Origin of the sequence: Thiohalobacter sp., from assembly GCF_027000115.1 — a bacterium.
Classification (GTDB): Bacteria; Pseudomonadota; Gammaproteobacteria; order Thiohalobacterales; family Thiohalobacteraceae; genus JALTON01.
Genome location: NZ_JALTON010000010.1, coordinates 1 through 1,729, shown reverse-complemented (window position 1 = coordinate 1,729; position 1,729 = coordinate 1). Strand labels below are relative to the sequence as shown.

Annotated in this window: 2 protein-coding genes; one reads left to right on the top strand and one right to left on the bottom strand. The window is 63.1% G+C overall.

What is annotated here, in order from left to right; translation table 11 throughout:
• The coding region (locus MVF76_RS01240; RefSeq protein WP_297526865.1) for a LysR family transcriptional regulator at nt 1-914 on the bottom strand (914 nt) is incomplete at its 3' end.
• A gap of 175 nt (nt 915-1,089) precedes the next feature.
• Here MVF76_RS01240 and MVF76_RS01235 point away from each other — a divergent pair.
• Nucleotides 1,090-1,729, top strand: a 640-nt coding sequence (locus MVF76_RS01235; protein WP_297526863.1) for a RuBisCO large subunit C-terminal-like domain-containing protein, incomplete at its 3' end; no start/stop codon positions are given.

Sequence of the window (1,729 nt, the reverse complement as noted above, 5' to 3'; positions counted from 1 at the left end):
CCATGGCCGTCCTCCTCGTCCAGCACCTGATGGCTCTCGGTCAGAATGAAATCGAGAAAGGTCTGTGCCACCAGTGACAGGCGCTTGCCCTTCTGGTGCACGGCATACCAGCGCCGCTTGATGGGAAAACCCTCCACGCCCAGCACCACCAGCTTGCCGGCCGCCTGCTCCAGGCGCACGCTGTGCAGCGACAGCACGGCGACCCCGATGCCCGCCAGAACCGCCTGCTTGATGGCCTCGGCGCTGCCCAGCTCCATGTAGGGCTCGGCAGACAGTCCCTGCTCGGCCAGCAGGCGTTCGATGACCTGGCGCGTGCCGGAGCCGGGCTCGCGGGCGATGAAGCGCTCCTGTATCACTTCCTCGAGTCTCAGGCACTTGCGTTCGGCCAGGGGGTGATCGGGCGGGGCGACGAAACCCAGGATGTTCTCGAGAAACGGATAGCTCACCAACCGATCGTCGTCGGGGACCTGGCCCATGACCACGAAGTCGTCCTCGTTGGCCAACAGCCGTTCCATCACCCGTTCGCGGTTGGTGAACTTCAGGTGGGGCTCGACCCCCGGATGCTGTTGCAGGAACTGACCCAGCAGATGCGGCATGAAGTACTTGCCGGTGGTGACCACGGCGATCTGCAGTGGTCCCCGCACCTCGCCCTTGAGGATCTCGATCTCGTTGTCCAGCTCGGCCAGGCGCGCCAGCACATCACCGGCGGCGGCGAACACCGTCTTGCCGGCGGCGGTGGGGAAGATCTTCTTGCCGACCTGTTCCAGCAGGGGTGTGCCGGCCTGATCCTCCAGCCGCCTGATCTGGATCGACACCGCCGGCTGGGTCAGGTGCATCTCCTCGGCGGCGCGGGTGAAGCTGCCATTGCGAACCACCGACTGAAAGAGGCGGAGTTGTTGCAGGGTCAGATGCACGGGCGCTCCTTCATTTACTTTTGTAAATCCAAATCATAACAACTATTAATTTTTATTTTACCAAGTGGAGCACTATAGTTTTTCGCACCCTCCGCCGCAGGTCGGCGGATTGGAGCGGGAACGCGGCCACGGGCCGCGTTCCCACGGATTACAACCCAACTGCGAGGATGCTTCAATGGCAGAAAAGACCTATCAAGCGGGCGTTAAAGAGTACCGCGAAACCTACTGGGAACCCGATTACCAGCCGAAGGACAGCGACCTGCTGGCCGTATTCAAGATCACGCCCCAGCCGGGCGTACCCCGGGAAGAAGCGGCCGCCGCCGTTGCAGCGGAATCCTCGACCGGCACCTGGACCACGGTCTGGACCGACCTGCTGACCGATCTCGACTACTACAAGGGCCGCGCCTATGCCATCGAGGACGTGCCCGGTGACGACGAGTGCTACTACGCCTTCATCGCCTACCCGATGGGCCTGTTCGAGGAAGGCTCGGTGGTCAACGTGATGACCTCCATCGTCGGCAACGTGTTCGGCTTCAAGGCCGTGCGCGCCCTGCGCCTGGAAGACATCCGCTTCCCGCTGTGGTTCGTCACCACCAACCCCGGACCGCCCCACGGCATCCAGGTGGAACGCGACAAGCTGGACAAGTACGGCCGTCCGCTGCTCGGCTGCACCATCAAGCCCAAGCTGGGCCTGTCCGCCAAGAACTACGGCCGCGCCTGCTACGAAGGCCTGCGCGGTGGTCTGGACTTCACCAAGGACGACGAGAACGTCAACTCCCAGCCGTTCATGCGCTGGCGTGATCGCTTCCTGTTCG